At 60.2% G+C, this 24,536-nt stretch carries 20 protein-coding genes and 1 pseudogene; 10 read left to right on the top strand and 11 right to left on the bottom strand.

Going from position 1 to position 24,536, the window contains the following annotated elements; genetic code table 11:
• The first annotated feature begins 57 nt into the window (after window positions 1–57).
• Window positions 58–222 carry a hypothetical protein gene (locus HQL56_07610; protein MBF0309375.1) on the top strand — a complete coding sequence of 55 codons (165 nt, stop codon included), beginning with the start codon at window positions 58–60 and terminating at the stop codon, window positions 220–222.
• 131 nt (window positions 223–353) lie between these two features.
• On the opposite strand, the pseudogene HQL56_07605 reads toward HQL56_07610, so the two are convergent.
• Window positions 354–1,547 (bottom strand): annotated as a pseudogene (locus HQL56_07605) (citrate transporter).
• A gap of 540 nt (window positions 1,548–2,087) precedes the next feature.
• Between HQL56_07605 and HQL56_07600 the strand changes: the two are divergent.
• On the top strand, window positions 2,088–4,319 hold the full coding sequence (locus HQL56_07600) for an NADP-dependent isocitrate dehydrogenase (protein ID MBF0309374.1): 2,232 nt from the start codon (window positions 2,088–2,090) through the stop codon (window positions 4,317–4,319).
• A 61-nt stretch (window positions 4,320–4,380) separates the two neighbouring features.
• Here the strand turns inward: HQL56_07600 and HQL56_07595 are convergent, their stop codons facing one another.
• The 7 genes from HQL56_07595 to HQL56_07565 all read right to left on the bottom strand — a co-directional run bounded on the left by HQL56_07595 (window position 4,381) and on the right by HQL56_07565 (window position 11,039).
• Window positions 4,381–4,578 (bottom strand): DUF2283 domain-containing protein, encoded by a 198-nt coding sequence (locus tag HQL56_07595; protein MBF0309373.1) that lies wholly within the window; start codon window positions 4,576–4,578, stop codon window positions 4,381–4,383.
• Window positions 4,575–4,829, bottom strand: a complete 255-nt coding sequence (locus tag HQL56_07590; GenBank protein MBF0309372.1) for a hypothetical protein — start codon at window positions 4,827–4,829, stop codon at window positions 4,575–4,577. The genes HQL56_07595 and HQL56_07590 overlap by 4 nt, the downstream gene beginning before the upstream one ends.
• A 29-nt stretch (window positions 4,830–4,858) precedes the next feature.
• Complete coding sequence (gene rlmM / locus HQL56_07585; protein MBF0309371.1) at window positions 4,859–5,908, bottom strand: 23S rRNA (cytidine(2498)-2'-O)-methyltransferase RlmM; 1,050 nt, start codon at window positions 5,906–5,908, stop codon at window positions 4,859–4,861.
• A gap of 12 nt (window positions 5,909–5,920) precedes the next feature.
• Window positions 5,921–6,511, bottom strand: a complete 591-nt coding sequence (locus tag HQL56_07580) for a PilZ domain-containing protein (GenBank protein ID MBF0309370.1) — start codon at window positions 6,509–6,511, stop codon at window positions 5,921–5,923.
• Between the two features lie 25 nt (window positions 6,512–6,536).
• The gene (locus tag HQL56_07575; protein MBF0309369.1) at window positions 6,537–8,954 is read right to left on the bottom strand and encodes a HAMP domain-containing protein; all 2,418 of its coding nucleotides are present in this window, start codon (window positions 8,952–8,954) and stop codon (window positions 6,537–6,539) included.
• 204 nt (window positions 8,955–9,158) lie between these two features.
• Entirely contained in the window at window positions 9,159–10,412 is a 1,254-nt protein-coding gene (locus HQL56_07570) for a Fic family protein (GenBank protein MBF0309368.1), read from the bottom strand.
• 171 nt (window positions 10,413–10,583) lie between these two features.
• Window positions 10,584–11,039 carry a MarR family transcriptional regulator gene (locus tag HQL56_07565; GenBank protein MBF0309367.1) on the bottom strand — a complete coding sequence of 152 codons (456 nt, stop codon included), beginning with the start codon at window positions 11,037–11,039 and terminating at the stop codon, window positions 10,584–10,586.
• Between the two features lie 178 nt (window positions 11,040–11,217).
• On the opposite strand from HQL56_07565, the gene HQL56_07560 reads away from it, so the two are divergent.
• Window positions 11,218–12,504, top strand: coding sequence for a citrate transporter (locus tag HQL56_07560; protein ID MBF0309366.1), 1,287 nt, complete (start codon window positions 11,218–11,220; stop codon window positions 12,502–12,504).
• A gap of 83 nt (window positions 12,505–12,587) precedes the next feature.
• Window positions 12,588–13,088: a DUF3124 domain-containing protein gene (locus tag HQL56_07555; GenBank protein MBF0309365.1), complete on the top strand. Its 501-nt coding sequence runs from the start codon at window positions 12,588–12,590 to the stop codon at window positions 13,086–13,088.
• Window positions 13,089–13,132: 44 nt separating this feature from the next.
• On the opposite strand, the gene HQL56_07550 is transcribed toward HQL56_07555, so the two are convergent.
• Complete coding sequence (locus tag HQL56_07550; GenBank protein ID MBF0309364.1) at window positions 13,133–14,086, bottom strand: metallophosphoesterase; 954 nt, start codon at window positions 14,084–14,086, stop codon at window positions 13,133–13,135.
• A 114-nt stretch (window positions 14,087–14,200) separates the two neighbouring features.
• Between HQL56_07550 and HQL56_07545 the strand changes: the two genes are divergently transcribed.
• Genes HQL56_07545 through HQL56_07530 form a run of 4 tightly spaced genes read left to right on the top strand, consistent with a single transcriptional unit; the run spans window position 14,201 to window position 17,563 of the window.
• Window positions 14,201–14,551: a hypothetical protein gene (locus HQL56_07545; GenBank protein ID MBF0309363.1), complete on the top strand. Its 351-nt coding sequence runs from the start codon at window positions 14,201–14,203 to the stop codon at window positions 14,549–14,551.
• Window positions 14,552–14,554: 3 nt separating this feature from the next.
• Entirely contained in the window at window positions 14,555–15,220 is a 666-nt protein-coding gene (locus HQL56_07540) for a response regulator transcription factor (protein MBF0309362.1), read from the top strand.
• A complete protein-coding gene (locus tag HQL56_07535) occupies window positions 15,217–16,632 on the top strand; it encodes a sensor histidine kinase (GenBank protein MBF0309361.1) in 1,416 nt (471 codons plus the stop codon). Before HQL56_07540 ends, HQL56_07535 begins: the two co-directional genes overlap by 4 nt.
• Window positions 16,565–17,563, top strand: coding sequence for a hypothetical protein (locus HQL56_07530; protein MBF0309360.1), 999 nt, complete (start codon window positions 16,565–16,567; stop codon window positions 17,561–17,563). Before HQL56_07535 ends, HQL56_07530 begins: the two co-directional genes overlap by 68 nt.
• Window positions 17,564–17,788: 225 nt before the next feature.
• Here the strand turns inward: HQL56_07530 and ppk2 are convergent, their stop codons facing one another.
• Window positions 17,789–18,541: a polyphosphate kinase 2 gene (ppk2, locus tag HQL56_07525; GenBank protein MBF0309359.1), complete on the bottom strand. Its 753-nt coding sequence runs from the start codon at window positions 18,539–18,541 to the stop codon at window positions 17,789–17,791.
• A gap of 219 nt (window positions 18,542–18,760) precedes the next feature.
• The gene (locus HQL56_07520) at window positions 18,761–19,039 is read right to left on the bottom strand and encodes a hypothetical protein (protein ID MBF0309358.1); all 279 of its coding nucleotides are present in this window, start codon (window positions 19,037–19,039) and stop codon (window positions 18,761–18,763) included.
• Window positions 19,040–19,315: 276 nt separating this feature from the next.
• Between HQL56_07520 and HQL56_07515 the strand changes: the two genes are divergently transcribed.
• Window positions 19,316–22,534, top strand: a complete 3,219-nt coding sequence (locus HQL56_07515; GenBank protein ID MBF0309357.1) for an AAA family ATPase — start codon at window positions 19,316–19,318, stop codon at window positions 22,532–22,534.
• Between the two features lie 1,155 nt (window positions 22,535–23,689).
• Window positions 23,690–24,451 (top strand): hypothetical protein, encoded by a 762-nt coding sequence (locus HQL56_07510; protein MBF0309356.1) that lies wholly within the window; start codon window positions 23,690–23,692, stop codon window positions 24,449–24,451.
• Window positions 24,452–24,536: the final 85 nt, after the last annotated feature.

Below are 24,536 nucleotides of genomic sequence, written 5' to 3'. Positions count from 1 at the left end.
GGGGCGGGTTGGGCGCTAGGGGGGCGGGTGGGGCGGGCAGGGGTTGTTTTGGGGGGCATGTTGGCGGCTCGGCGCACCGAGGGGGGGGGATTGACCGGGTCGGCCCAGGCGCAACTTCCGAAACCCGCCAACAGAAAAGCCACCACCCCAACTCCGGCCCATCGCACGACATCCATGTCCCATCCCCTCGATCCGGTTTGCAAAAAAAACGGCAAGGGGTGACCCTTGCCGTCCGATGATGCCTTTACCGCTTGCCTTGATGCAAGTGTCGCCAATCAGTGGCCGGTTTTCACCGCGCCGGAATGGACGATGGCGGGGTTTTCCGCCAGTTCGGGATGTTTGAAATCCGCCGTGGGGTGCCAACCCATGGTGAAGAGCATGATGAAGAAGCCCACCACGTAGGCGACGGTGACGAACCAGCCGTGGCGCAGCCAGAGGCCGGCGTTCTTGGCTTCGGGGAACATGTTGCTGATGGCCACGCCGGCGGAGGAGCCGAACCAGATCATGGAGCCGCCGAAACCGACGGTGTAGGCCAGCATGCCCCAGTCATAGCCCCCCTGATTCAGGGCCAGGGCCGTGAGGGGGATATTGTCGAAGACGGCGGAGACGAAGCCGAGGGTCATGGCGGTCTGCCAGGAGGCGGCGGGCAGCTTTTCCACCGGCATCAGGGAGGCGCATGTCACCAGGGAGAGCAGGAAGATGGTACCCTTGAGGGTTTCGGGCAACAGCTTCCAGTCGGGTTGGCGCAGGGGAGCGGAAGCCAGAAGGGCCACCCAGACGGCCACGCCGAGAACCGGGAAGGCATCCGCCACGCCCACGAAGACCACGTTGGCCAGCACGTTGGCCACAATGGCCAGGATGAGGATGAAAAAGACGATGCCGATGCGGGCCCCGTCCACTTTGTGATCCTCTCCGGGGTTGTACTGGCCGATGGGGGAGTAGCCGTTCTGCAGCATGGCGGCGGGAATGCCGGCGATCAGCAGGGCCGGGAAGGCCGCCGCATAGGCATGAACCACCGCCAGAGGGCTGATGCCGTCGATCCACATCATGGTGGTGGTGGTGTCGCCGACCACGCTGCCGGAGCCGCCCGCGTTGGAGGCGGCCACGATGGCGGCCAGATAGCCGATGTGGACCTTGCGGTTGAAGACGATGTTGGCGGCGGTACCACCGATGAGGGCGGCGGCGATGTTATCCAGGAAGCTGGACAGCACGAAGATGATCACCAGCAGCACGAAGGCCCCGACCCACCCCTTGCCGATATAGCGTGGCAGGATCTCGGGCACCTTGCTCTGTTCGAAATGGTTGGACAGCAGGGCGAAGCCCATGAGCAGTCCGAACAGGTTGACCAGCACCACCCACTCCTCCTTGAAGTGCATTGCCAGCCCCATCAAACCGCTACCGTGCTTGAAGCCGGTGATGCCCAGTTTGTAGAGCAGGATGACCGCAAGGCCGGTCAGAGCCACTTGCAGGGTATGCTCATGGAACAAGGCCACCCCGAGGAGAACCAGGGCAAAGAGAATGAAATCGACGGGAATGCCGAGGAGCATGGGGACAACGACGCCCCCTTCGGCCTGCCCGGAGGCCCAGGAAACAAGCGGTAGAAGAAGTAGCCCGACAAATAACAGAAAACTTCGAAGCGTGTTTTTCATCGAAAACCCTTTCCGCAAGAGACTTTCAAGTGATTCTTTTAGAGATGTATCCCTCTTAGTTCGAGAGAGGATGGCTAACTTTATAAATAACAGTCCTTCCCCCATCGGCAGCCGGGAGTTTAAACCCATCCCTAACCGCTGAAAAGGTGGAATCCACTTAACAGGCCAATGGCCATAAATTCTCCCGATCGATTAACGGGAATTATGCAACGCAAAAGACAAAAAATTCCCCCCGCTCTTCCTCCCCTTGCCCAGCCAACCTCTCTAGGGCAAAATTTCCAGCCGATCAGTAGCAGGGATAACAACCAGGCAGGCGCGAAAACCCAGGACAAAGGCCTGCACCCCCGCCGGATAGGGGACTTTCGAATCGTCGCTTTTCCATCCCGACTCCGGTAGCGGTACACGTGAAGACTCTTTATTGAAATGGAGAAAAAGAACATGGCTTCGACGGCACAACCGGATATCATCTACACCGTGGTTGATGAAGCCCCGCAACTGGCCAGCGGGTCTCTTCTGCCCATCATTCAAGCCTTTTCCAAGGTGGCGGGTATCCAAGTCGGCACCAAGGACATCTCTCTGGCCGGAAGAATCCTGGCCAACTTTCCTGAAAATCTGACCCCGGCCCAGCGCCAAAGCGACGATCTGGCCGAATTGGGTTCGCTGGTCACCACCCCGGATGCCAATGTCATCAAGCTGCCCAACGTCTCCGCCTCCGTGCCCCAGCTCAAGGCGGCCATCGCCGAGCTGCAATCGCAGGGTTACAATATCCCCTCCTATCCGGAAAATCCCGTCACCGACGAGGAGAAGGAGGCCAAGTCCCGCTACGACAAGATCAAGGGCAGCGCCGTGAATCCGGTGTTGCGCGAAGGCAACTCCGATCGCCGCGCCCCCAAGGCCGTCAAGGACTACGCCCGGAAGAATCCCCACAAGATGGGCAAATGGAGCCCCGATTCCAAGACCCATGTGGTCTCGATGGAAAGCGGTGACTTCTTCTCCAACGAGGTCTCCCTCACCCTCTCCGCCGCCACCACGGGACGCATCGAATTCGTCGATACCGCCGGGGCCGTGACCGTTTTGAAGGACAAGCTGCCCTTGCAGGCCGGTGAAGTCATCGACGCCACCGCAATGAACGTGCGCGCCTTGCGTACCTTCCTGGAGGAGCAGATCCAGGAGGCCAAGGCCCAGGGAGTTCTCTTCTCCCTGCACATGAAGGCCACCATGATGAAGGTCTCCGACCCCATCATCTTCGGTCACGCCGTGGAGGTCTACTTCAAGGATGTCTTCGCCAAGCACGGCAAGACCTTCGCCGAGATCGGCGTCGATGTGAACAACGGCTTCGGCGATGTCCTCGCCAAGATCGCCACCCTTCCGGCGGACAAGAAGGCCGAGATCGAAGCCGACATCCAGGCCTGCATGAAGTCCCAACCCGATCTCTACATGGTCGATTCCGACCGGGGCATCACCAATCTGCATGTGCCCAGCGACATCATCATCGACGCCTCCATGCCGGCCATGATCCGGGGCGGCGGCAAGGGCTGGGGGCCGGACGGCGCTGCCCGTGACACCAAGGCGGTGATTCCGGACAGCTCCTATTCCGGCGTTTATGCCGAGATGATCGACTTCTGCAAGAAGAACGGGGCCTTCAACCCCTCCACCATGGGCAGCGTGCCCAATGTGGGCCTCATGGCGCAGAAAGCCGAGGAGTACGGCTCCCACAACCAGACTTTCAAATCTCCCGGCGACGGCGCCATCCGCGTGGTGGATGCCGCCGGCGGCGTCCTGCTCTCCGTCAAGGTCGAAAAGGGCGATATCTGGCGTTTGTGCCAGGCCAAGGATCCCGCCATTCGCGACTGGGTCAAGCTGGCCGTCAGCCGCTCCCGTCTCAGCGCCACCCCCGCCGTTTTCTGGCTGGATCGGAACCGTCCCCACGATGCCGAGCTGATCAAAAAGGTCGAGCTTTACCTGAAGGATCATGACACCTCCGGCCTGGACATCCGCATCATGTCCCCCCGTGAGGCCACCCGCTTCTCCCTGGAGCGCATCAAGGAGGGTCTGGACACCATCTCCGTGACCGGCAACGTGCTGCGTGACTATCTGACCGACCTCTTCCCCATCATGGAAGTCGGCACCAGCGCCAAAATGCTCTCCATCGTGCCTCTCATGCAGGGTGGCGGGCTCTTCGAGACCGGCGCGGGCGGATCCGCGCCCAAGCACGTGCAGCAGTTCCTGGAAGAGGGGCATCTGCGTTGGGACTCCCTCGGGGAGTTCTGCGCCCTGGCCGCTTCCCTGGAGCACCTCGCGGAAGTGAAGAACAACAAGACCGCGGCGCTGTTGGCCAAAACCCTGGACGAAGCCACCGGCAAGCTGTTGGACAACAACAACTCCCCCGGACGCGACGTTCCCGAGCTGGACAACAAGGGCAGCCATTTCTACCTGACCCTGTACTGGGCCCAGGCTTTGGCCGCCCAGAACGAAGATGCCGCTCTCAAGGCCCACTTCACCCCGGTGGCCGAAAAGCTGACCGCCAATACCGATAAGATCCTGGCGGAACTGGCGGCTCCCAAGGGCAAGCCCATCGATATCGGCGGGTACTATCACGGCGATCCGGCCAAGGTGGCGGTGGCGCAACGCCCCAGCCCCACCTTCAACGCCATCATCGACGCCATCTGAGGCAGCGGTTATGGTTTGAAACGAGAAAGGATCCGGGGCGACCCGGATCCTTTTTTTTTCCTCATGCGGCCACTTGTTCGAAAGAGAAATGGGACAAATCGGCCCGTTCCTTCGCATGCTCCACGGTTATGGCGCAAAGCTGGCCGTTGGCATCGAACTCAATCAAAGTTCCCTCGTCGATATCGCGCGTTTCTACGATATCGCTTTCGCGGAACCGAATGAAGAGTGTGTCCGTATCCGAAAAATAGCGTATTTTCACGGCGCGAAACCCCTATCAAAAAAGGCGTTGTGGATGGTTCGTCCATCTTCCAGGATAATGACACGCAACCACCGGTTATTCATACCGGGTATGCATCGCCAGCAGCGAATTCGAGCATCTGCTTGAATAGAACGATATTCCGGCTCTGCGGCTGTTTTCAAGATCCAGTCCATGGAAATTCCCGCCCGGTCCGGACGTTGACGCATTGCCCAGAAATAAGCGGTAAACTGCCATTCCAATGATTCCACCATGACGATCCTTCCTGGGGGAAGAAAACAGCCTAAACCAACCTCAAATGCCCCGTCACCTCTTCGCGATCATGATACAACTGCTTGAAATTCAACTCGAACATCCGCCCCTGCAGCCCCTCCCGCAGCAACTCCCGACAGCCTTTGAGGGCCTCGTAACGCTTCTTCATGGGCAGCTTCAGGTTGAATATCGCCTCCCGACACCACCCCCCCCTGGCCCAGCGCAACACCACCTCCGCAATGCGCTGCGGCGACTCCACCACGTCACACACCAGCCAGGCCACCGGTTGCGGCGGTACGTAGCGAAAGGCGTCCGCCGCTTCGTGGCGCACCCCCGGCATGGCCAGCACCCGAGGCTCCAGCCGTCCGCGATCGATCGCCGTCACCTTGAGGCCCCGACCGGCCAGATACCAGGTCCACCCTCCCGGCGCCGCCCCCAGATCGATGGCGGACAACCCCCGGCGCAGACGTTTGTTGGCCTCCTTCTCCCCCAGGAAATGGCCCACCGCCTCCTCCAGCTTGAGCGCCGCCCGGCTCGGGGCGCTCTTGGAACTCTTCAATCGCGGAATGCCCATGGGCGCACTCGCCGAGCGACCGCGTGGAGAAAACCCGATCCGGGCAGTGGCCGTGTCCTGAAAATAGCAGTGAAGTTGCCGGTCGGCCTCCGGCTGCAACAAACCCATCGTTTCGATGCCCTGCCGCAGCAACGGCTCCACGCCGCGACACAGCGGCGACAGAAGCTTGCCGGCCTCGGTGTCGGCCGTTTCGACCACGACCTGAAAAACGGGCCTGGCCAGTTGCCGCACCACCTCCAACAGCGGCCCCACCCGATCCCCGACAGGCAGCGCTGTCACGGTCCGCGCCACGGCAAACCACTGCCGGGCAAAAACCAGCTCCCGAAACGGTTTGCCTTCGACAAGCGTCCAGGCCGCCCCGGCTGCCATGTCAAAATCAATCACCCCCGCCCCGGCCACCGCCTTGCCGCTTCCGGAGAGGTGGCGCAGCATGGCCTCCTCCCGAATTTCCGCCAGGCACTCCCCCTCGAAACCCGCCCGGCAAGACAGCACCACCTGTTCGAACATCCCGATTCCCCTTCAGTCCACAAACACCCCGTCTCCCCAGGAGACTTCCAAACCAAGCCCCTCCGGCGACACATGGGCCACCCGGCAGGGAAAACGTTGCAGCACCCCGCCCAGGGGCAGTTGAATGGTCCCGTGATCCCCGACCCGGAAGAGCGGGCCCGGCTCGGACAATCGCAGAAACGTGCCGCCCGTGGAGAGGTTTTCCATCTCCCCCCGGCAGTGCAATCCGTCGCTGCGTTGAAAGGACATCGACCGGGAAAAGGCCACCCGTTTGCTGCGTCCCTCCCCCGCCGCCGGGGACGGAGCGGAAGCCGTATCCCCGTCGAAGAGCCCGTGGTTCCAAACCACCCGCAGCCCCACGCCGTTGAGCTTGACGTTGGCCACAGTGCAGTCAAACTCCTGAGCCACCCCCAGAAGCACCATTTTGACCCTGCCCCGATCCCCCGGAAGGACATGCAGCGGAACCGAGGGCGTTTTCAGGAATACACCGCCCGAAGAGACATTCTCCGATATACCCGAAAGGGAAGCGCCATTTTTCAGGGACAGGGTCATGGCTTTTTGCAACGGCAGCCGCTGGGCACGGGGGGTGTGAGGTTTCGACATGGGAAGTACCTTTCGACGGGACGCTTCAGGAGGCTTGCCACTGCTGCCGGGCCAGAATGTCCAGAGAAGAAAACCACTCCAACAGCAGGGGGATGAAGGAATCGAAGCCCTGTCTCGCCTCCTCCAAGCGTCCACTGGCCACCAGGGCGATAATCTGGTCGATCACCGCGTGAAGCTGTTGGTGACGAAGGCGAAGCTCCTCCAGAAACCCCGGCTCCACGCCCGAACGCGGTCCCCGACTGGACAGCCATTGACCGAATTCACAGAGTTCGTGACCCGACCGCTGAATCTCGGCGGGTTGGCGAAATCCGGACAGCAGCTCCTGCAATCGGATTACCCATTTGAAATCGTCGCCCTTGCAGAGTTCCAGGTCGAAGAGAGGCGTGCCCACCTTCAGATCACCCTGTGCGGTTTCCATGGCCTGGCTGACGTGTCGCACCATGTCCACCACGATGCTGAAGGCAATGGAGAGCCCGCGCAGGTTGAGGGTCAATCCGTGGGTGTCGCGCATATTCTCCTTGACCACGGAGGCGATGGAGTCGGTATTTTTCACCGTGTCCAGAATGTGCAGAATGAAATCCTGCATCGCCTGGGAACGCCGGGCGATTTCGTTGGCGTGGCGTGCCGACTCGGCGGTCAGGGTGGCGATCTCCCCATTGCGATTGGCCGCCTCGGCCATGGCGCTGCTGACCTGCCGCGAGGACTCATCGATCTCCTGGGCCCGTGACAGAACGGCGCGGGACTCTTTCTGAACCTCGGAGACCGCATTGATGATGTCGAGCGTGATGCGGTACTGATCATCCACGGCTTTGGTGATGTTTTCGCCCACCGCCCCCACACTTGTAATAACATCCGTAATATTTTTTATGTCATCGATAACATGAGCCGTGTCAGCTTGAATCTTTTCGATCATCCCGGAGATGGTTTGCACCGAATCACGGGTCTGGGCGGCCAGCTCCTTGACCTCCAGGGAGACGGAATGAAAGCCTTTGCCGGCCTCACCCGCCCTGGCGGCTTCGATGGCGGTATTGATGGCCAGCATGCGGGTTTTTTCGGCTATCTTGTTGATGACACCGGAAATTTTGCCAATCTGGGCAACCGATTGCCCCAGGCGGTCGATGGAGCGGCAGGCCTCTTCGGTGGTGGTGGTGGCGGTCAGGGAAGCCGTCAGGGCCTGTTCGGAAAGAGCCCGCACGGTGCCGAAGGTGGCATCCATGACGGCTGCGGACTCCACGACGTGGGCCACCGATTGGTTCACCTGATCCAGGCTGCGGTGTACGGCGCCAATCTCTTCAGAGGTCTGTACCGCCCGGTTGGCCACGGTTTCGATATGGGCCGAATTGCTCAAGGCGCCTTGCGCCATGGTGGCAATATTTTTGGAGAGTTTGTTCGCCGCCGAAGAGACTACGTTCATCTGAATGGTGGCGTCACCCACCGCCTCGCGAATATCGCCGATCTCCTTGCTGATAACCTGGTTCAATTTGAAGACGTTCTCGGCGATGGCGCTGGTGGAACTGGAGGCGGAATCGAGCTTATCGCGCACCTCCACGAACTCGCGCACGCAGGTGAAGAGGTTCTGGGATTCGAGAATACCCTGGCGAATGGTCGTGGCCAGGGAGCTGGCCATGCGGTTGACATAGTTTCCGATCTGCCCCATCTCGTCGGGGTGGGCCCCAGCCGGGGAGACGGTCTGGGTCAACTGGCCCTCGGCGATGGTGGCAATGGCCTGGCGCACCATGGAGAGGGGTTGGATCAGGGCCCGGCGTAAAAACAGGCTCAACAGCAACAGAAAGGTGGCGACGGAAAGCACCAGAATCGCCAGCGAGGTTGCCCTGGCCTGGGCGATCCGCGCCTCAACCGGCTTCTGGGAGGTTTTGAGCAACAGCACCCCCCGAACCGGCTGGGTACTGCCGTGACAGGTGGCGCACTTCTTGTCGTTTACGATCGGGGTCAGATAGACCGAAAACGCCTCGTCGCTGGCGGGGTCGACCTGCCGGAAGGATACGGTCTTCTGCCGGTTCACCACCTCCTGCAGATTGGCATCGGAGGCGGGAACGATTTCGACGCGGCTTTCGCTCTCCCGAGGCAGGAATATCTCCTCTCCTTTGCGGCGGTTGACCTCTTCGATGGTTTTGTTGTCCTGGAAGGCTTCCAGGCCGTTGCTTCTCAAAATATGGAAGGCTTCCAGGCCGTGAACCTTCTTGATGCTGGCGGCATAATTCTGCGCCACATCGGCGTAACCGGCGATCATGATGGCATGAAGGCCTTTGGCCACCGTGTCCTGCAGACGATTGTTGAGTTCCTCGTTCTGCTCCAGCAGGGTTTGCTCCAGATGCCGGATGGACATGCCCCCCATAATCAGCAGGCTCAACGTTCCCAGAACGCTGACCACTGCCAAAATCTTGCGCCCGATGGAGCGGGATACAAAATGAAACAGATTCATTCGGGGTTTCCAAAAATACTGTTATAAACGCGGAAACGCACACTATCGGGACTTAACGGATTTTCGTCATCGAGGATGTGAAATTGATCTGCTGAATGACTGTTAAGAATAGCCGGATCGACACCCCCACTTCACACAATTTTCGCGGGGAAGTGTAACATATTCGTCAAACCTATGGAAGCTGTAAGCCGGGTTTCGGTAGTGTCAGCCGGTACCGGATGGTTCTCCTGGAGATCGGAGTGTCTCGATGCCTGACGGGATAATCTCCTCCAGAATAGCCCTGGCCAGTTCGGCAACCAGGGTGACGGAGTACACGGGGCGAATCGCCCCCCGGCGGTCCCGGCAGATCCAGGAGGTGGTATTCTCGGGTTGCAGGGAGAGTTCCACATAACCCGGAGAGCGCGATTCGTCGCTGATCCAGCGGGGAAACCCCAGCGGATTGGGCACGGACCAGAAGAGCGAAACCCCTCCTGTCCGATTGGCAAACCGGTTGACCGATCCGGTACGATAGCCCTGCCAGGCCAGGAACTCGCGGCGGGGCACTCCGGGAATATCCACCTCCAGGTGAAAGGCCCAACTGCGGGAGACATTCCGCCCGTCGCACAAGGCGATGTAGTCTTCCAGATCGAGCGATTCCGGAAAAACCGTCACCTGGGCGCTCCCCAGGGTGGACAACATCCCGTTCAAACGTTCCGTCAGGCTCAAAGCCAGCAGTTTGAGGCTGGTTGTCCAAATATCCAGACGATTTTGTTGAGCCTGCCGGAGGCGCAGCAGAGCCGGGTCGTAGCCCTCCTCGCGCCGCGCCGACAACTCCAATCCCGTCAAGGCAGCGGCCATTTTCTCCAGCAGGAGTTCGAAGAAGCTCGACAAATCGCCCGCCTCGTCCGATTCTCCCAGGGCGTCCAGATAACGTGGGCGGTCCTTTTTCTTGATGATCAGCGGTGGATAGCCAGACCGGACCAGCTCCAGATTGGTAATGGCCCGTGCCGTGCGCCCGTTGCCGTCGCTGAAGGGATGAATGTGGGAGAGCCAGGCATGCAGAACCACGGCCCGCACCGGCCCCGGTAGTTGTGCCCTGGAAAGGGACCACTCTTCCCATTGCTCCATGCCCGCCATGACCTCCTTCCAGGTGGCTGGCGGCTGGTGCCGGGAACCGGAGGTGCGCACGGGGTCTTGCCGGAACAGACCCGCCCCGGAACGTTCTCCCAGTATCAGCGCGTGCAGCTCCTTGAGTTGATCCAGATCGGTTGTTCTCCCAGTGGATTCAGCCAGTTCGACCAGACGACGCAGTGCCTGGTCCAGGGCCAGGGCGTCGCGCACATAGGCCGGGTCGTGGCCGGTGATCGTCACTCCCTTGAGGATGGCCAGCTCCGTCTCTCCCACCGAGAGGGTGCTTCCTTCCAGGGCGTTCGATTCGGCCACCTGTTCGAAACGTAGCTTTCCGTAATATTGTTTCAAGGTCTCCCTGGACAAGGTACCTTTTTGTCGCAACAAATTGACACGCTCTTCAATCGCCTGCAATTTATAAAATAGTTCATTTGCTGATGTCTCGTTCAGCGAATAAGGGCTGCCATGGAGCCCAAGAGGATCAAACATTTCCCCTCCAAGAGACCTACTTTCCGAGACACATCATCCCTCCTCCGACACCCGAACCCCGGAAGTGAGGATGGAGGCGGCCTCGATGTCGGTGGCGTCCATCAACTCGGTAATGCGTTGCAACGCCGCCAGGATGCCGTTTTGCTCCTCCCCCGGCAAGGACTGGAAACGCTCCTCGAAACGCTCCTGCAACAGGGGGGCGGCGGAGGTCAGGATCTCCTCACCCTTTGCCGTGACCATCAGCCATTCCAAACGGCGGTCGTTGCCGTCGGTTTGCCGGGCGATCAACCCACGGTTCTCCAGACGCTCCAACACCCCGCTGATGGTCGATTTGCTCAGATGCACCACTCCGGCCAGGCGGGTGGCCGTGGTGCGGCCCGTCTGCGCCATCTGCCGCAGAATCATGGCCTGCGTGCCCGATATGCCGTAAACATGCATGATCTGCTTGGAGTGAATATCGATGGCCCGAATGATTCGCCTCAAGGCCATGACAACATCCCTGGATGTTTCTTCTTCCAACCTGATGGTCATCGCAGTCTCTTTAATTCAAGCTTGTTCAGGTACGATTCAACAGGGACATTATCCTCCTTGCCGATTCCTCTTGACAAGCCCGTCTCCATCCTTTAGGCAGAATCAGTTTCACCTCAAACAGTTTCCGGAGCCCCCGATGAAAATTCCGTTGTTCCTGCTGCTCTCTCTCACCCCCACGGCGTTGCTGGCCGGTGAAGTCGGGCGGGAGAGCCCCACCCTCATCGGGGTTCCCGTCGATTTCATCCTGTTTGCCGCCACCCTGCTGGGCGTCGCCCTGTTCCACCACCGCACCCTGCAGGTGGCCCTGAGCGGACTCGGCGCCATCCTCGCCTACAAGTGGGTTTTCACCGGCTTCCGTCACGGAGAGGGGCTGCCGGGACTCCTCCAGCACTTCGGCCACGAATGGGTCATTCTGCTCAACCTCTTCTGCCTGCTGCTGGGCTTCGCCCTGCTCGCCGACCACTTCGAACGCAGCCATCTGCCCGAACGCATTCCCCATCTGCTGCCCAAAGGCTGGCATGGCGGTTTCACCCTGCTTTGCGCCATCTTTGTCCTGTCCGCCTTTCTGGACAACATCGCCGCCGCCATCATCGGTGGGGCCGCCGCGCTCACGGTCTACCAGCGCCGGGTACACATCGGCTATCTGGCCGCCATCGTGGCCGCCTCCAACGCCGGCGGCGCCGGTTCCGTGGTCGGCGATACCACCACCACCATGATGTGGATCGCCGGCGTCTCCCCGATCCATGTGCTGCCCGCCTTTGTGGCCGCCACGACGGCCCTCGTCGTCTTCGGCATCCCGGCCTCCCTGCAGCAGGAGAAATACGCTCCACTGGCTTCCGTGTCGGAAAGCCCGAAACCCATCGACCGCACCCGACTTGGCATCGTGCTGTTCATCCTGGTCGCGGCGGTGGCCACCAACGTCACGGTCAACCTCGCGTTCGCCAGCGCCGCCGACCACTTCCCCTTCATCGGCGTCGCCGTCTGGGTGGCTCTGCTGCTGGCCAGCCCGCTGCGTCAACCCGACTGGTCGCTGATGCCCGCCACGATCAAAGGCTCCCTCTTCCTGCTGGCCCTGGTGACCTGCGCCTCCCTCATGCCCGTGGAGAAGCTGCCCCCCGCATCCTGGGTCTCCTCCCTGATCCTGGGCTTCATCTCCGCCGTCTTCGACAACATCCCCCTCACCGCCCTGGCCATCAAACAGGGAGGCTACGACTGGGGCCTGCTGGCTTTCGCCGTCGGCTTCGGCGGCTCCATGATCTGGTTCGGCTCCTCCGCCGGCGTGGCCATCTCCAATCTGGTTCCCGAGGCCAAATCCGTCGGCCTCTGGTTGCGCAACGGCTGGCATATCCCACTGGCCTATCTGGTGGGCTTCGCCGTCATGTTTCTGCTCCTCGGGTGGAATCCGACCCCCATCGGGCGCTAGCGAAAGATTGACCAGTGTGCTACAAGAAAAACGGATGATGCCTTGATCCCTGTCCCCCTCCGTAGCCACGCGGGAGAACGCTCATGAATTCCTTCCTGTCGCGCGCCGTGTACCTGGGAGTCGCTCTCGGCTGTTTCGCCAGCCTCGCCGTGGCGGGCGATGCGCCGAACTCGCCGCTCTCCAGCGGCCAAAAGATCTATGTGCCGGTCTATTCCCATATTCTCCACGGCAACATCAACAACAAGGGCAACCCCTCCACCCTGCTGCTCTCCTCCATGCTGAGCGTGCGCAACACCGATCCCTACTCCCGTATGAAGCTGACGGTCGTCAAATACTACGACACCGAAGGCGCTCTGCTGCGGGATTACCTCAAGGAACCGGTCATCCTGGGACCGATGGGCTCCACCGAATTCTTCGTGGAACACAGTGAACGCAAAGGGGGGGCGGGAGCCAACTTCGTGCTGGCTTGGGAAGCGGACAAAGCCATCAATCCGCCTATCGCCGAAACCGTCAACGCCTACTTCTTCGGTACCCATTCCATGGCCTTCGCCACTCGCGGCGAGGTGATCCATTCGGTCAAGTAGCGCAAGCCACGGCACAAAGCCTCGTTCGGGAAAGGGTGTCGTTCTCAGTTCCTCTCCGGCGAAACCTGGCGACCGGGCAGATCCACCCGGTCGATGATCTCCCACTGCTTCTTGTCCGGCAGAAAGCCGATTGTCTCGACCGCCATGACCGCAGACCCCACGTTGACCCGAACATAATTGAAAAAGGGCTTCTCCATCTTGGAGTAGAGCGGCGAACCGCCTCCTGCCGTGGTGATGTACTGGGTGCCCTTCTCCTCGAAGCGTTCATAACCGTGATTGTGGCCGGATAGTACCAGATCCGGCTGACGCACTCGGGCAAAAAGGGCTTTCAGATCGGGATGCGCGTTGCGCAACGGGTGCAGAATGGGGCTGTAGGAGGAGATGACCGGAACGTGACATATCACTACCACGAACCGGGCCGATCCAACCTGATGCAACTCTCTTTCCAGCCAGCCATACTGCGGCGAACCGCGTCGATAGTCCTGATTGGTGTCCATCATCAGAAAGAGCGCCGGACCTTGTCGCACGGAGTACCAGTAGTTGCCCTGCACCTGAGGGAAGCGCCGGAAATAGGGCTCCATCCGGTTGTCGGCCGGATCGGTGGAGAGGTGAACATAATCGTGATTGCCCAGAACCGGAAAAAACAGGGCCTTGGATTGCATCAGCGGACCGTGGAAAAGATCGAAGATTTTCCAGGAGTGCTCCCCCGCGGAGGAGACGATGTCGCCGGTGTGAAAAACGAACGGCACCTCTTCGGCGACAATGCGCGCCAACAGCTCTTCCTGCAGATTCGGAGCCGGCTCCCGGGTGTCGCCATAGGCCACGAAGCGGAATTCACCCGCCTCTTCCCGATGCAGCACCCGCACCCCCCCCGGCAAGGCGCTGACGGGGGCGGACGTTTCCACCGGCACTCCCTGGCGTTTCTCATCTGCCAGACAGCCTCCCAGCAGAACGACGGCCAACAGAATCGGACCCAGATCAACTCGCCATATGGACATCTTCCCGAGCCTCCACCGATCAACCTTCAGAATTCAGTATCAATTCATCCTCTCCGATATAGCCTGGGCGACACAATGGACTTTTTTCGGCGGGTGCCAGAATGGGAGCCATTCATGCGGGACGACCGCTTCACGCCTCTGCGACGCCTCGCCTGGGCGAGCCCCCTGCTCTTCGGCCTGATGGCTTTCGGGACCGCTTCGGATGAGGATCTCTTTTCCGCAGAGCATCCCGAGGAACACGATCTGGCCCGTGAGTTGGTCACTCGTGGCCAAATCCGCGCCCTCTCGGCCATTTTGCAGGAAAATCCCTCTCTTGCCGAGGGACGCATCCTGGAAGTGCATCTGAAAAAACGTCACAATCGTTATATCTATGAAGTCAGCCACCTGGACGGCTCGGGTCGTTTCGGGGAGTGGGAGTTCGATGCCGTAACGGGGGTTCTGCTCGAAAGGAAACGGGAGCATTGAATCATGCGCCTCTTGCTGGTTGAAGACGATCGACAGCTTGCGCAAGGCCTGCGGGATCAGCTCTCCCGCTCCGGCTACGCCGTGGATTTGGCCTTCAATGCGGAAGACGGGGCCTTCATGGGAGCGGAAGAGCCCTATGATCTGGTGATTCTCGATCTGGGGCTTCCGGACGGTTCGGGGCTGGAGATCCTGCGGGAGTGGCGCAAACGGGGCGTTGCCGTACCGGTGCTGGTGCTGACCGCCTGGGATGCCTGGCATGAGCGGGTGGCGGGCTTCAAGGCCGGTTGCGACGACTATCTGGGAAAACCGTTCCATTTCGAAGAGCTTCTGGCCCGCCTGCAGGCCCTGTTGCGCCGCGCCAAGGCCCAGCCCCAGGGTAATCTTTCCGTGGATGGCATCTCCCTGGACGAAGAGCGTCAGCAGGTGCGCAACCGGGAAGGCTCCATCCACAATCTCACCGGAACGGAATTCCGCCTGCTGCGCTATTTCATGCTGCATCCCGACCGCATCCTCTCCAAGAGCCGGCTGACGGAACACGTCTACGAATACGACGAGGACAAGGATTCCAACGTCATCGAGGTCTACATCATGCGTCTGCGGCAACTGGTTGGCAAAGACCGCATCGAAACCCGGCGGGGTCAGGGCTATCTCTTCCGGGGAGGGGCATGAATCCCTCGTTGCGCCGCCAACTGGCTCTGGGGCTGGCCGTGGCTCTCCTGGTGGTGTTGGCCGCCCAGTGGCTGCTCCAGGAGATCAGCATCCGGGAGACCACCCACCGTTTCGTGGTCTCCCGGCTGGCCCACGACGCCGACAATCTGCTGGTCAATCTGCGCATGGACGCGAACGGAAAACTCTCCCTGGCCGAAACACACCTGCCGCCGGTCTTCTCCCAACCCCTTTCGGGCCACTACTACCAGATCACCTTCGCGGGCGGGGAACTGCGTTCCCGCTCGTTATGGGATCAGAGCCTGAGCCTGCCGGAGCTGCGACCGGGCGAGGAGCGCATCGAGGAGCGTCAGGGCCCCAACCGGCAACCGCTGTTGCAGTTGGCCAAGGGGTATCAGCGGCAGGATCGATTTCTGCTGGTCGTGGTGGCGGAAGAGCTGACCGATATGGCCAGCGAACGGCGCGAGGCGCGGTTGCGCAACACGCTGCTCTCCCTGTGTACCATATTGCTGCTGCTTTTCTGGCAACAGCGACTGCTTTCCCGGGCCATCGACCGGCTGGTCATTCCGCAACGCGCCCTGCAGCGCACCCCGACGGAGTTGACCAGCCTCGAAACCCGGGGGGTTCCCCAGGAGATCCTGCCCTTTATCGAGGAGATCAACCGCCTTCTCGCCTCTCTGGGCCAACGGCTGTTGCGGGCCCGCAACGCCGCCGGAAACATGGCCCATGCCATCAAGACGCCCCTGGCCATTCTCATGCAGCTCGGGGAACATCCCGACCTGCAACATCACACCGATCTGCGGGAGACCATCCTGCAACAAAGCCACGCCATTCGACGGCTGGTGGAGCGGGAGTTGAAAAAATCCCGCCTCGCCGGTTGCGACGGTCCCCTGCCCCGCATCCGGCCCCGAGAGGAGCTGGAAATCCTGCTCACTACCCTGGAATCGGTGCATCGTCAGCGCAACATCCACATCGAACAGCGCATCAGCTCCGATTTCGAGCTGGTCATGGATCCGGAAGATTTCCTGGAATTGACCGGAAATTTGCTCGACAATGGCTGCAAGTGGGCCACAAGACGGGTGAGACTGACCGCCTGCAACCGGGCGAACGATATCCTGGTCCGGGTGGAAGACGATGGCCCCGGTCTGCCCCCCGAAGCCTGGACCCCCATGATGGAACGGGGCGTGCGTTTTCATCCGGAAGTTGCCGGTTCGGGTGTCGGACTGGCGGTGGTTGCGGAAATCGCCCTCAACTACGGAGGACGTATCGAACCCGGACGTTCCGAAGAGCTGGGGGGTTTTTCCATTCAATTCGTACTGCCATCTCCTGCCAGGAAGAGTATAGCGCATGACCCCGTTTCGTTTTGGACTCGCCACCTGCTGCCTTTGTATCGCCGCCTCTTCCCTGGCCGGTGAGGCTCCACCCGCCGCACCCGCTCCGGCAAAAGCGCCCGCCGTGAGCGAAGGGGGCGAGGCGGCCTCCGGCGAAACCGTGAAACGGCCTTTTCGCTGGCCCGTTCCCTCCTCCGGGCTGGTCTACGTTGCCGGAAAAAACCGGGACAAATCGACCCGAAGCCAGTTTCGCATCCGTCTGGTGGCCGATGGGGAGAACTTCGTGGTGCATTGCGACGACTACCGCTTTCTGGAGATGGACGGCAAAACCTTTGCCGAACCAACCCTGCCCGGCGCAATCGACAAGAGCCTGACGCTGAAATCCATCATGCCCTCTTTCCAGGTGGATAAAAACGGCCAGGTCGTGGGCCTGCACGATTATCCGGGGCTGTTGGCGCGACTGCGCGATCTGGGCGCACTGGGCGGCCCGGAGGTGGCTGAAAAGAACTTCCAGGAGATGCTCGACAATCCGAAAATCAAGCGGAAGCTGCTGGGCAGCGTCAAGGAGTACTGGAACCTCTGGGTCAATGGCTGGACCTCCGGCATTCTGCCCGCTCCGGGCAAGCGCATCTCCGGCACAACCACCTCCAGCCAACTGGGCAAGAATCTGTCCCAGCCCTTTATCCTCTCCTCTTCCTGGCAGGAAGGGCCGACCGGCGGCGTGCGGCTGTTACTGCGCTTCGAAGCCTCGCTGCAGGGAGAGGAGTATACCAATACCCTGATTTCCCTCTACAGCTCCGTGTTGCAGGGCGAGGCCGCCGATACCGAAATTGCCGCCAACCTGCAAAATATCGACTCCCTGGAGCACCATATTCTCAACGAGATCATCACCGATCCGGACACCATGCGACCCTATTCGGCCCGTAAACAAACCGTGGATGAGAGCCGGTTCAAGAACCAGGGCCCCATCGTGAAGGTGCAGGAGAGTTCCTACACCTTTCAATGGGATCCCTGATAGCTCGGGGATGTTTTTCGAAAAAAAGTATCTGTTCAGGTATACGGGGGTTTGGGGGGGATTATCCCCCCCCAACGGGTCCAGGGCAGCGCCCTGGGACTTTTCCTTCCGTTGCCGTTGACTTCGTCACACCGCGCTGTGCGGGATCCTGAATAGTTACAAAAAAAAGCCGGAAGTGGCTGAACCACTTCCGGCTCGGATACGCATTTTACTGCCAAAACCCGATCAGTTGCGCTTCAGCTCTTCCTCGATGGGCAGAATGATGCCCTCGTCGAACTTCAGAAGCTCATCCTTGCGTCCGTCGTAAGGGAACTTTTGCAGCAGGTAGCGGATCGAGTTGATACGGGCCAGTTTTTTGTCGTCGGAACGGATCACGGTCCACGGCGCCACGGTGAAGGAGGTCTGCCGAAGCATGTCGTCCCGGGCCAGGGAGTATTGATCCCAACGATCCTGGGCCTCCTGATCCACGGAGCTGAGCTTCCAGACCTTCAGGGGGTCGGTGGCGCGGGAGGAGAAACGCTTCTCCTGGGAGTCGCGGCTGACCGAAAACCAGAACTTGGTCAGGTCAATGCCGCCCATTTCCACCAACATGCGCTCGAAGACCGGCACATCGCGGAAGAAGGCTTTCCAGTCTTCCTCTTTGCAGAAGCCCATCACCCGCTCCACGCCGGGGCGGTTGTACCAGCTGCGATCGAAGAAGACCATCTCACCGCCGCTGGGGAAGTGGGTGATGTAGCGCTGGAAGTACCACTGGGTGCGCTCCCGGTCGGTGGGAACGTTCAGGGCCACCACCCGGCACATGCGGGGGTTGAGGAACTCCATGAACCGCTTGATGGTGCCACCCTTGCCGGCGGCATCGCGGCCTTCGAAAAGCACCATCACCTTTTTATTGTTGTTGCGAACCCAGGTCTGCAACTTGACCAGCTCTTCCTGCAACTGGCTCAACACGCTGATGTATTGGTCTTTTTCCCGCAACATCTTGACAACTTCTTTTTCGCGACCCTTGGTGAGGCGCAGAAATTCCTGCTCCACAGGATTCTCCGGCTGGTCGCTCGGTGTTACGGTAGCTTCTTCGTCGGTCACGTCGACCTCCCTGAAAAGTGGAAACCCAAAAGAACCCGAAAAAACCGCGCTATTGTGCTACGGAACGACCGCTTGCGTCCAGAACATTCCGCACGGAACCGGGGTAAAATCGGTTCAAATGCCTTCCGGGAGCAGGGAAAGTATGCGCAGCCCGACATGAAAGCGGTCCGAATGGGGTTGACAGTAGGGCGCCAGGCAAAAATAGCTCTCCGACGAGTCGGAACGGGGCAACCGGAGGGTCACGGGTGCGCCGGTTCGCACCGGAGAGGCGGCGACGACGCCGAACCCCCACGGTCCACGATCCCGTAGTTCCACCGCAACCTGCGTGCTGCCCTGAATCAATAGCCCCCGACCGGAGACAGATTGACGCTCTGTCCTTCTCTGGTCACGCATGGTTAGGAATCCTCCCGTAGCAATACAGCCAGAACATCCTCCTGGAAGCAGAAATAACCTGTCAGGCGGCACACGTCAACGGATACCGGTTCCCATTCCGTTTCCCGGTCAAAAACATGAAATAACGAGCCGGAAAAGCGACAGGCATTTATCCGCATGGCGCTTGGCTTTATACTTCGCGGGATGGGTTGCTGCCACCAGGATTAGCCGTTCGCCACCAATTGCCGAGGTGAGCCCGTGATTTGCTCCCAATGCCGATTTGAAAACCGTCCGGAAGTGAAATACTGCACCCGTTGCGCCATGCCCCTGGGGCAACTGTGTACCCATTGCCACACCCCTTTCCAGACGGGGGATCTCTTTTGCGGTGCCTGCGGGCGGCGATTGCTCTTCTCCGAAACCACCCTGCCGGTATTGCCGGCTGTTTCCCCAGTCGCCCACCACATCCCCGCGGTGGAATCCAAAAGCAACGGCCAGCCACCCGCTTCGGAACGCAAGAACGTCACCGTCCTCTTTGCCGACATCTCCGGCTTCACTTCGATGAGCGAAAAGCTCGATCCCGAGGTGGTCACCGATGTGATGAACGGCTGCCTCAAGATGCTGGCGGATATCGTGGTGCGCTACGAAGGCTATGTGGACAAGTTCATCGGGGATTGCATCATGGCCATCTTCGGCGCCCCGATCACCCACGAAAACGATCCCGAACTGGCCATTCGCGCCGCCATGGACATGAAACGGGAGATGGCCGAGTACAACAAGAATCTGCCGTTCAAGTTGGAAAAACCGCTCACCCTGCACATCGGCATCAACTCCGGACCGGTCATCGCCGGCGGTGTCGGTTCCGACCGCAAGATGGAATACACCGTGATGGGCGACACGGTCAATCTGGCCTCCCGCCTCGAATCCCTGGCCACCAGCGGGCAGATCTTCGTCTCGGTCTACACCTACAACCAGACCCGCCATCTCTTCGAGTTCCAGACCCACGATCCCATCCAGGTCAAGGGCAAGAAGGAGCCGGTGGCCGTCTTCGAGGTGGTCAAGCAGAAGGGTCTCAAATCCCAGGAGCGCCGTGGCGGCGTCACCGTTCCGCTGGTGGGGCGCGCTCAGGAGATCAGCACTCTGGACCACTTCGCCGACGAGCTGCGTCGCGGCGAAGGGCGGACCGTCTTCCTGATCTCCGAACCGGGCATCGGCAAAAGCCGCATCCAGCTGGAGGTCAAATCCCGCCTCAAGGACGGGGAGATCCTCACCCTGGAGGGCATCTGCCGCTCCTTCGGGCGCAACACCTCCTTCTATGTCTACCTCGATATCTTCCGTCACCTGTGCAACATCGATTCGGAGGACATGGAAGAGGCCATCGCGGAGAAGGTGGAAAACACCATTCCGCTGCTGCTCTCCCTGGATCCCCAGGTGCTTTCGGAAGAAGCTCGCGAGTCGATCTTCTTCATCGGCATGATGCTCGGGGTGCGCATGCCCTCCTTCCTGCCCTATCGCATCGAAAACCTGGAAGCTCAGGAGATCAAGATGGCCACCTTCCGCGCCGTGGCCTGGTTCTTCCGCACCCTCTCCACCGCGCGACCGCTGCTGTTGATCCTTGAGGATCTGCATAACGCCGATGCCCCATCCATCGAGTTGACCGCCTATCTGTTCGAATCCCTGGTGGAGCAGCCGGTTCTGCTGTTGATGCTCATGCGTCCCACCCAGGATCACCCCAGCGCCAAACTGCCGCTCATCGCCAAGAAATACAGTCCGCACCGCACGGCGCAGCTCCATTTCGACCGGCTCTCGCCCACGGAATGCGACCAGATGGTGCAGAACCTGTTGCGCAGCGAGGTGGTTCCGGAAACCATTCTCACCCTGGTGCGCAGCCGCGCCGACGGCAATCCGATGTACATCGAGGAGATCGTGCACAATCTTCTCGACGAGGGCATCATCCAGCTTGACCATCAGGGGATCATTCAGGTGTTGCGGGATCCGGAGTCCACCACCCTGCCCTCCTCGATTCAGGGGTTGATCATCGCCCGCATCGACCGGTTGCAGAGTGACATGAAGGATATTTTACACGCTGCGGCGGTGATCGGGCCGGTCTTCCGGCTGGCTCTGCTGCAGCGGTTGTTCGCGGAACGCAATCTGGACGAGCGGTTGCAGCGTCTGGTGGACATGGGCTTGATCTTCGAATCGCGCACTTTTCCCGAGGTGGAGTACTCCTTCCGCAACATTTTGACCCAGGAAGCGGTCTATTCGACCCTGCTGCACAAGCGTGCCCGGGAGTTGCACGAAGAGGTGGCGCGGGAGATCGAGGCGCTCTTCGCCAATCGGTTGGAAGAGCATTACGAGGTTCTGGCGCACCATTGTCTGAAGGCGGGTCAGGAGCCGCGAGCGGTGCATTATCTGATTCTGGGCGGGCAGCGGGCTCAGGAGGCCCAGGCGCCGCAGGAGGCGGCCATTCTGTTCGAACGGGCGCTGCAACTGGCCAAGGAGTTGCCGGAGGCCAGTGTCAATCTGGATGCCATTCACGAGGGTTTGGCCGAATCCCAGGAGCGTTCGGGAGCGCTTCAGGGGGCTATTCAGGCGCGGCAGTTCCTGTTGAGTCGGCTGGAGGATCCCTTGGCGCGCGGCACCCAGGAGCGGCGCATCGGCAAGATGCAGGAGAAGCTCGGGGACATGGGGTTGGCCATGGCCTGTTTCGACCGGGCGGAGAAGCATCTGGTGGGGCATGCCGAGGCGGTGGAGACCGGGTTGCTCTATTTGAACCAGAGTTGGATTCTCAATCGTTTGGGGCGGCGACCGGAAGCGATTGCCAAGGCGGAAGCGGCGTTGTCGATATTCGAGCGGAAACACGCAGCGGAGGAGATAGCCCTGGCCTGCAACAATCTGGGGGTATTTCACGAGCATGCGGGCAATCTGGAGAAGGCGGAGAGTTACAATCTCAAGAGTTTGCGGCTGTTTTCGCAGCAGGGCAACCGGCATCAGACGGCCAATTTGTATCTTTCCCTGGGATTTTTGCACGACAAGATGGGGCAGCCGGCGGCGGCGTTGGACTATTTCAGCCGCAGTCACGAGATCATGACGCGCATCGGCAACCGTTTCGGCATGGCCACGGCTTTGATGTGTCGGGGGCGCTGTCTGGTGGCGGGGGATAGGCTGGAAGAGGGTGAGAAGGCGTTGTTGGATGCCTTGGAGATGCACCGTCACCTGGAGGCGACGCGCAAGATTGCCGCCAACGAGTGGGAGTTGGCGTCGTTGTACATGCGCACCAACAATCTCAAGGCGGCGCGGGAGCATTTGGAGGGGGCGCGTCACGCCGCCCAGCGGCAGAACGACCCGGCGGACATAGCCCGCACCACGGCGATGGAGGCGCAGTTGCTGCTGCTGGAGGGCCGTCGCCCCGAGACCAAGCTGAAGGAGGCGATTGCGCTTTACCGCAAGCTGGCCAACGACCGCGAGGTCAACCGCCTGACGGCGTTGCTGGAGGAGTGGGAGAAGCGCAGCCTGTGACCACTCTATCCGTTCAGTAATACGGGGGTTCGGGGGGGGGATTATCCCCCCCCGAAGGGTCCAGGGCAGCGCCCTGGGACGTATCCTTTTCCGTTGACCTTCACCCCCCTTGGGGTCCAGGGGGCACCCCTGGGACGTTTCCTTTTGCTGTTAATACGGTTGCACGGCGCAGAGTTCTGCCCCGTTACGACCTTTTCATCTTTATACCCCCAAATCCATTCGACCTCGATAACACCGCATGGTAGCATCGCGCTATCTTCTCTTGTTTCAAGGGGAGATATCGACCGTTCCGCACGACTCAAACCCCGTGGTTGGCCTGCCATGCGCTGGATCTCCACTCCCGAATCGATTGAAAACGACGAACCCAGCGTCCTGTCCATCGTGGAGACTCTATTGGCCGTGGCTTCCTTCTGGGGTTACACTTGGTATTCCGGCAACCACTACCATTTGATCGTCAGCATCTTGATTGCCCCGTTATTACTGTTGCGCTCCGAGGAGTCCACTCGCGATGGCCTCGATTGGTTTATTGCACGGAGTGAAACGGACATCTCCCGGGAAGATACCCCTTTTCGAAGTTTGGGTCTCATTCTGTTCAGTTTCGCGGTTTCGGCAGGATTGGCTTATGCCATGGCCCAATACCTATTACCCGGCTACACGGGTTGGTCCCTGTTTTGGCAAAGCATGTTTGTGAGCTTGGTAGCTGTTGCGGTAGCGGAGACGGTTGTGGGGACGGTTGCGGGAACAAGAGAGGGAACATTAGCGGGAACCCTAACGGGAGCAATAGCGGGATCGATAGCGGGATTGGGGCCGTTAGCGCTGGTGGTAGTGCTTGCCGTAGCGGGAGCAGTAGTGGGAGCTTTAGCGGGAGCTGTAGCGAGAGCCATAGCGGGAACTTTGGAGGGAAGGGGGAACGTCGCGAAAACTGTTGCGGAAACGGTAGCTGTAGCGGAGGTGGGGGCAGTAACGGGAGCTGCACTGGGAGCCATACTGGGAGCCTCACTGGGAGCCGCACGGGGAGCAGAAACGGGATCAGCTGTGGGAGCAGCAGCGGGAGCAGTAGTGGTAGCGGTAGCGGCAGAGGGAGCTTTTGTGAGAGTGTTCGCTGTTGCAATCGGCTTATGGATACGCTCCCTCTTTATCAGGATCCTTGCGACGTTGCGTCACCCCCTGGCCGGACTTCTGTCCCTGTCGCACAACTGGCTGCGTTTCCTCTGGGCCATCGACTCCAGACAATCTCCCGAACTGGTTCCCGGCTTGCACTCCCGAAACACTGAACTCTCCGTTCCATCTCTGGTAAAAATGATCCAAACGGAAACCTGGGATACCCGATTACTCGGTATCATCTTTCTCCCCTTCGTCTTGATCCCCGCCTTCTTCTACCGCTGGAGTCTGAAATCGACCTGCTGGCTTTATCTGCCTCTGGTCTTTCTCTTCCGCAGACCGAAATGGGACGCCTTCGGCCCAACCCGACTGGTGCAGGATCTGCACGACAGCCGCCCGGAGCAACTTCGCCGTTCTCTGTCCTGGCTGGCCTTAATCAGTCTGGCGGCAAGTACCTTTTCCAAAGATCGTATCGATTGGCTGCATACCTTCTTCTCCCATGCCCATCCCCTGTCGTACTTGTGGGTCTTCGACCTGGGCAAACTGGCTCCGTGGCAGTGGGGCAGCCTGGTGAACATCCTGCTGACAGCGTTGGTCTATTTCTACAGCGAACGCGCTTTTCGGGACATGGCCTTCGGGCAGTTCCATCATACGACCAAACTGCTCTATCTGGCGCGAATCCGCACCATCCTCACCGTCATCGTGGTGCTGTTGACCGTTGGCTATGTCGTCATCGACCTGGAAAAGATCGATCTGCCAACCCTGCCCGGCTGGCTGCAGTTCCTCAACGCCCTCTACGGCAATTATCTGCATTGACCGGTAACTATTCTGACCCCCCTGCACGGGGCAGCATGATCGTGTCAACGGCGAAAGGAAAAGTCCCAGGGGTGCCCCCTGGACC

The sequence above is a fragment of the Magnetococcales bacterium genome (genome assembly GCA_015231925.1).
Classification (GTDB): Bacteria; Pseudomonadota; Magnetococcia; order Magnetococcales; family JADGAQ01; genus JADGAQ01.
Note: the sequence above shows the minus strand (reverse complement) of the source record. Positions and strands in the feature narration are given on the sequence as shown.

Excerpts from the sequence above, each read along its gene's own strand:
- HQL56_07575 (MBF0309369.1), bottom strand. The coding sequence starts at position 8,954 with ATGAATCTGTTTCATTTTGTATCCCGCTCCATCGGGCGCAAGATTTTG.
- HQL56_07520 (MBF0309358.1), bottom strand. The coding sequence starts at position 19,039 with ATGCGTGACCAGAGAAGGACAGAGCGTCAATCTGTCTCCGGTCGGGGG.
- HQL56_07530 (MBF0309360.1), top strand. The coding sequence starts at position 16,565 with ATGACCCCGTTTCGTTTTGGACTCGCCACCTGCTGCCTTTGTATCGCC.
- HQL56_07590 (MBF0309372.1), bottom strand. The coding sequence starts at position 4,829 with ATGGTGGAATCATTGGAATGGCAGTTTACCGCTTATTTCTGGGCAATG.
- HQL56_07580 (MBF0309370.1), bottom strand. The coding sequence starts at position 6,511 with ATGTCGAAACCTCACACCCCCCGTGCCCAGCGGCTGCCGTTGCAAAAA.
- HQL56_07600 (MBF0309374.1), top strand. The coding sequence starts at position 2,088 with ATGGCTTCGACGGCACAACCGGATATCATCTACACCGTGGTTGATGAA.
- HQL56_07540 (MBF0309362.1), top strand. The coding sequence starts at position 14,555 with ATGCGCCTCTTGCTGGTTGAAGACGATCGACAGCTTGCGCAAGGCCTG.
- ppk2 (MBF0309359.1), bottom strand. The coding sequence starts at position 18,541 with ATGTTGCGGGAAAAAGACCAATACATCAGCGTGTTGAGCCAGTTGCAG.
- HQL56_07555 (MBF0309365.1), top strand. The coding sequence starts at position 12,588 with ATGAATTCCTTCCTGTCGCGCGCCGTGTACCTGGGAGTCGCTCTCGGC.
- HQL56_07535 (MBF0309361.1), top strand. The coding sequence starts at position 15,217 with ATGAATCCCTCGTTGCGCCGCCAACTGGCTCTGGGGCTGGCCGTGGCT.
- HQL56_07560 (MBF0309366.1), top strand. The coding sequence starts at position 11,218 with ATGAAAATTCCGTTGTTCCTGCTGCTCTCTCTCACCCCCACGGCGTTG.
- HQL56_07550 (MBF0309364.1), bottom strand. The coding sequence starts at position 14,086 with ATGTCCATATGGCGAGTTGATCTGGGTCCGATTCTGTTGGCCGTCGTT.
- HQL56_07565 (MBF0309367.1), bottom strand. The coding sequence starts at position 11,039 with ATGGCCTTGAGGCGAATCATTCGGGCCATCGATATTCACTCCAAGCAG.
- HQL56_07545 (MBF0309363.1), top strand. The coding sequence starts at position 14,201 with ATGCGGGACGACCGCTTCACGCCTCTGCGACGCCTCGCCTGGGCGAGC.
- HQL56_07610 (MBF0309375.1), top strand. The coding sequence starts at position 58 with ATGTTGGCGGCTCGGCGCACCGAGGGGGGGGGATTGACCGGGTCGGCC.
- rlmM (MBF0309371.1), bottom strand. The coding sequence starts at position 5,908 with ATGTTCGAACAGGTGGTGCTGTCTTGCCGGGCGGGTTTCGAGGGGGAG.